Origin of the sequence: Haladaptatus sp. (assembly GCF_049589095.1) — an archaeon.
In the GTDB taxonomy this organism is placed as follows: Archaea; Halobacteriota; Halobacteria; order Halobacteriales; family Haladaptataceae; genus Haladaptatus.
Window position 1 is genome coordinate 1 of record NZ_JBAWAC010000510.1, and the last position, 4,628, is coordinate 4,628.

Consider the following 4,628-nt stretch of genomic DNA (forward strand, 5'->3'; position numbering starts at 1 on the left):
TACGCCGCGCTCACCTACGACGGCGACCACACCTCCATCGCCACGTTCCCCGGCATGCGCGAGCGAACCGTCGTCTTCAACGGGTTCTCGAAAGCCTACGCGATGACCGGGCTTCGGTTGGGCTACGCGCTCGCCCCGCCCGAAACCATCACGGCGATGAACCGGATTCACCAGTATTCGATGCTTTCGGCCCCCGTCACCGCACAGTACGCCGCGCTGGAGGCGCTCCGTAGTTGCGAGGACAGCGTGGTCGAGATGCACGACGAGTACAATCGCCGTCGTCGGTTCGTCCTCTCGCGGTTCGAGGAGATGGGTCTGGAGTGCTTCGAGGCCAGCGGCGCGTTCTACGCGTTCCCGGCTTGCGGCGGCGACGACGAGGCGTTCGCCGAGGAACTCCTCACGGAACAGGGCGTGGCCGTCGTCCCCGGAAGCGTGTTCGGGGACGGCGGCGCGGGCCACTTCCGCGCCTCCTACGCGACCGGCATGGCCGACCTGCGCGAGGCCATGAACCGAATCGAAACGTTCGTCCGCGGGCGATAGCGCGCGAACGACAGCCCTTTTTACCGCTCGCCGGGTTCGCTCTCGGGTTCCGGCGGTGCGGTGACACAGACGACTTGTGATGGCTCGTCGCCGAGCACCTTCCACCCGTGCGGCACGTCCGCTGGCGTGACGATGGTGTCGCCCGGTCCGGTTTCGTGCGCTTCGCCGTCCACGCTCCACTCCATCCGCCCCGCCCGGATGAAGATGATGTGTTCCTCGCCGTGTGTGTGTTCTTCCCGTTCGGTACCGGGGTCGTGATGGACAACGTGGACGTCACACCCGTCGAACCCCATTCGTTCGCCCGGGCTCTCCGGCGTGACGAACGGACTGTACTCCGGTGTCGATGAGTCGCTCATATTTGTTCCCCCATTGGGAGGAAGCCACCAACCGTGTTAACAGTTGGCAGTATCATCCCGCTCCGAAACGGTCCGACGAATTCGTACTCCGGTTATGCCCCTCCGCGTTGCCCGCCCTGTGATGAAGACCGTCATCCACGTTTCCAGCCCCGACCCGAACGACCAGCGGGAAGCCATCGCGAACACGCTGAACCTCCTGATGGATGAAAACGTCTCCGGGCCGGACGACGACATCGTCGTCCTCGCCAACGGCGCGGGTGTCCGGATGTTCGTCGAAGCGACGAGCGCACTGTCGGAGTTGGTCGAAGAGATGAAAAATCGGGACGTCGCCCTCCGCGCCTGCCGGAACGCACTCCGGGGTATGGGCGCGACGGACGACGATTTGCTTCCCGGTGTGGAGGGGGTTCCATCCGGATCCGGCGAACTCGCCAGATTGCAGGGCGAGGGGTACGGCTACATCAAAGCGCCGTAGTATCACTCCGGCGCGACGAGTTCGACCTTGATCCGTTCGGGGTCCTCGAAGTACACCGCGTAGTGGTCGTCGCCGCCCGCGTAAGGGTGTAACAGTCCGGCTTTCGAGGTCTCCGTCACGGACTCACGTCGTATGTCGATCACGAAATCCCTACCGACTATCGGGATACGCCGATTCCGCCGAGGCGACTAGGACGACTCCTGTGATCGGACGAAGACGACCTCGACGGTCGTCTTCTGTCCCGTGCGCTGCGTTATTTTTCGGTCGATTTGCTGTGCGAGGTCGTTCGGCGGTTCCCCTTCCGGGTCGGTCACGATGCGAACGTGAGCGGGTTTCTCCTGATAGAAATCCAGCGGTCCATAGGTGACCGTGGTGTCCACGAGTTGGTAGCCTGCGTACTCCGCGTTCGGGCCGACGAACATGTGTTGTACTTCACCCTTCGCTTGCTCTTGGTACACCGTGGTTCGGTTCGTCCCGTAGGTGACGAGACCCAAGCCGAGCGAGAGCACGGCGATGGCGACGAGGATGACCGCGATCCGCCAGAGGGTTCTCGAACGGGCTTCGCCGACGGACCGCACCCGTTCGGGACGATAGCCCGACACCCACAGCAACGCCAGCGCGGTGAGATTTATCGACAGCAGGTTTACGAGGACGTTCACGGTCGCGCCCAGTGCGACACCGAAATCGAGCCACGCGATGCCGAGACCGACCGTCGCCGCCGGAGGAACGAGCGCGACGGCGATCATCACGCCGACGATGACCGATCCGGCACCGCGCATGAGACTGATGACGCCCGCCGCACCCGCACCGAGGGCCAGCAGTAAGGAGAGGAAGTTCGGCGTGAACCGCTCCGTGATGGCCGGAACCGTCCGAATGTCGAGGCCGGGCGGGACGAGCACCGTCCCGCGGACGAGATAGCCGAACAAGGCCGCGCTCGCGATGGCGACCAGCAGGCCGGTTATCTGGTACTGGACGCCCCGCTCCGCCAGTTTTGGCTCGTCAACGACCGTCCCCACGCTGGCCGCCATCGCCGGACCCATCAGTGGCGCGATGACCATCGCGCCGATGATGACGGCCGACGAATCGAGGAGCAGGCCGGTCGCGGCGATGATGGTGCTGATGAACGTCATCGAGAAGAACGTCGAACTCTCGGGGGCCATCTCGGCCGCCCGCTCGCGGAGTTCCTCGCGGGCGATGTTGAACCCCGAGTAGCGCTGCTTGAGTTCGGTGATTCGCTTCGACACCACGGTTTCGGGTTGCAGAACGATGGTGAACGCGTCCTCTTCTACCCCCGCCATACGTAACTTTTCGAGAATCGGCTCGACGGCACTCGGCGGCACCGGAAACGTGACCAGCGCGGAGAACTCCGTCCGCCCGGTTTCGTCGAACACCGCGTAGTCCACCCCCTCCTCGTCCAACGCATCGAGAACCGCGTCTCGCTTACCGCGCGGAACGAGCACCTGTACAAGGCGCATAAACCTGTTACGACGGCGAAATATTTAGTTGGTTGTGTAGTTCTCACGCCTCGACGACACCGTGACGACGACGGTGTTGACGAACGAACCGGTGATCTTCTGTCCGTGGTCGATCATTCCGTTCCGTTTCGAATCGACCGACCGTAAACCAACGATTCCATTGGTCGGGCTGAAAACCGGTGGCCGTCATCGCTAACCGATTCCCGGTTGGGACGCTCGTATGGCGACCGAAACTCGTTCGTGGTTCGACCGTTCCACCGCGTTGGTGTCGCTCGATTACGTCGGTATCCTGCTGGCGGCGATTACCGGTGTGATTCACATCTACGAGGGGATAGAGGACCTCGGCGAGGGTTTCATCGGCGTGTTGTTCATCCTCGCCGGACTCGGCTTTTTCGGGGCGATAGTCCTCCTCTGGCTGGGATTCGATCGAGAAGTCCTGTATCCGGTCGGCATCGCCTACACGGGCATCCAGTTCGCCGCCTACTTCGGTCTGCGGTGGCCGAACGTCTACGATCCGCTCGGACTCGCGGACAAACTGGTTCAACTCCTGCTCATCGTCGTGTTGTTCCTGCTGTGGCAGGGCGTGAGCGAGTAGCGGAGGATTTTCTTGCCGTCGGTCGTCCGTAACCGATTTCGTCCAGCCATGCGAACGTCGTAGCATGACGCTGGCGGATAGGGAGTGGCGACTCGTTCGAGAAGAATCGTGGGACGGACCGCTGAACATGGCACTTGACGAAATCGCAGCCGAGACCGCCGCGAACGGCGGCCCGCGAACCCTTCGTGTGTATCGTTGGGACCCGAGCACCCTGTCGCTCGGCTACCGTCAGGAACCCGAAACGGTCGATTGGGAGTTCTGCGAGGACGAAGGGATCACCGTCACGCGGCGGCCGACCGGCGGCGGCGGCATTTATCACGACAACTACGGCGACATCTCCTACTCCATCATCGCACCCGCCGACGAACTGCCGGGGAACCTGATGGTGACCTACGAACTGCTCTGTGAACCGATTTTCGACGCGTTCGAGCGGATGGGCGTCGACGCGAGGTTTACCGAGGAGAAGCTTCCGGTCATCCACGAACCGGCGTGTTACCTCCGGGAACTCCACCCCGCCCACGATATCGTGGCGAACGGGCGGAAGATCAGCGGTAACGCCCAGTATCGGCGCAAGGACGCCGTCATCCAGCACGGTTCCCTGAAGTTCGCACTCGACGCGAAACGCCACCTCTCGACGTTTGCGAACCCCGAGACGACGGCGGCGCAGTTCCACGAACGCGTGACGACCATCAACGAGGAAGTCAGTATCGACCGCGCCGACGCCGTGACCGCCGTCGAGGAGGCGCTGGGCGACTGGGGGGACGCGGCCGACGGCGAGTGGACGGACGACGAGGTGGCCCGCGCACGCGAGCACGCGAAAGCGAAATTCGAGAGCGAACCCTGGACACAGCGCCACGAGGACCCGACCGCGTGAGGTGAATTCTCTACGAGTGTCTCAGGAAAATCGAATCTGATGCACAGCATATCCCAACAGGCCAGCAGCGACCGCGAACCACACGACTGCCGGAATTTGGTTCTGGATAGTATTGGAGAGGACTGCCACGCCGTACACTAGTGAGACTAGTGCAACCCCAACTTGTGCTTCGAATGGGATCTGAATGGACCGATCGTGTTCAGAGTCCGCTGCGTCAGTCGGCATGGCTAAATATTGACCAGTATGGTCAATAAATTCATGGGTCCATATTTATTCAGAGCCCGTGCCCAGACAATATATCTATACGCCCCCCCCC

At 62.4% G+C, this 4,628-nt stretch carries 6 protein-coding genes; 4 read left to right on the forward strand and 2 right to left on the reverse strand.

What is annotated here, in order from left to right; genetic code table 11:
- On the forward strand, nucleotides 1-540 hold a 540-nt coding region (locus tag WBV42_RS15855; RefSeq protein WP_423986882.1), incomplete at its 5' end, for a pyridoxal phosphate-dependent aminotransferase.
- Nucleotides 541-560: 20 nt separating this feature from the next.
- Here the strand turns inward: WBV42_RS15855 and WBV42_RS15860 are convergent.
- Nucleotides 561-896 carry a cupin domain-containing protein gene (locus WBV42_RS15860; RefSeq protein WP_423986883.1) on the reverse strand — a complete coding sequence of 112 codons (336 nt, stop codon included), beginning with the start codon at nucleotides 894-896 and terminating at the stop codon, nucleotides 561-563.
- A 121-nt stretch (nucleotides 897-1,017) separates the two neighbouring features.
- Here WBV42_RS15860 and WBV42_RS15865 point away from each other — a divergent pair, with 121 nt between their 5' ends.
- On the forward strand, nucleotides 1,018-1,368 hold the full coding sequence (locus WBV42_RS15865; protein WP_423986884.1) for a DsrE family protein: 351 nt from the start codon (nucleotides 1,018-1,020) through the stop codon (nucleotides 1,366-1,368).
- A 188-nt stretch (nucleotides 1,369-1,556) separates the two neighbouring features.
- On the opposite strand, the gene WBV42_RS15870 is transcribed toward WBV42_RS15865, so the two are convergent.
- Nucleotides 1,557-2,843 (reverse strand): TIGR00341 family protein, encoded by a 1,287-nt coding sequence (locus WBV42_RS15870; RefSeq protein WP_423986885.1) that lies wholly within the window; start codon nucleotides 2,841-2,843, stop codon nucleotides 1,557-1,559.
- A 220-nt stretch (nucleotides 2,844-3,063) separates the two neighbouring features.
- Here WBV42_RS15870 and WBV42_RS15875 point away from each other — a divergent pair, with 220 nt between their 5' ends.
- Nucleotides 3,064-3,438: a DUF7475 family protein gene (locus tag WBV42_RS15875; RefSeq protein ID WP_253226460.1), complete on the forward strand. Its 375-nt coding sequence runs from the start codon at nucleotides 3,064-3,066 to the stop codon at nucleotides 3,436-3,438.
- Nucleotides 3,439-3,502: 64 nt separating this feature from the next.
- Nucleotides 3,503-4,312: a lipoate--protein ligase family protein gene (locus WBV42_RS15880; protein WP_423986886.1), complete on the forward strand. Its 810-nt coding sequence runs from the start codon at nucleotides 3,503-3,505 to the stop codon at nucleotides 4,310-4,312.
- Nucleotides 4,313-4,628: the final 316 nt, after the last annotated feature.

Bases quoted from the DNA above. Each gene is read 5' to 3' on its own strand.
- WBV42_RS15880 (WP_423986886.1), top strand. From the start codon at position 3,503: ATGACGCTGGCGGATAGGGAGTGGCGACTCGTTCGAGAAGAATCGTGG.
- WBV42_RS15870 (WP_423986885.1), bottom strand. From the start codon at position 2,843: ATGCGCCTTGTACAGGTGCTCGTTCCGCGCGGTAAGCGAGACGCGGTT.
- WBV42_RS15865 (WP_423986884.1), top strand. From the start codon at position 1,018: ATGAAGACCGTCATCCACGTTTCCAGCCCCGACCCGAACGACCAGCGG.
- WBV42_RS15875 (WP_253226460.1), top strand. From the start codon at position 3,064: ATGGCGACCGAAACTCGTTCGTGGTTCGACCGTTCCACCGCGTTGGTG.
- WBV42_RS15860 (WP_423986883.1), bottom strand. From the start codon at position 896: ATGAGCGACTCATCGACACCGGAGTACAGTCCGTTCGTCACGCCGGAG.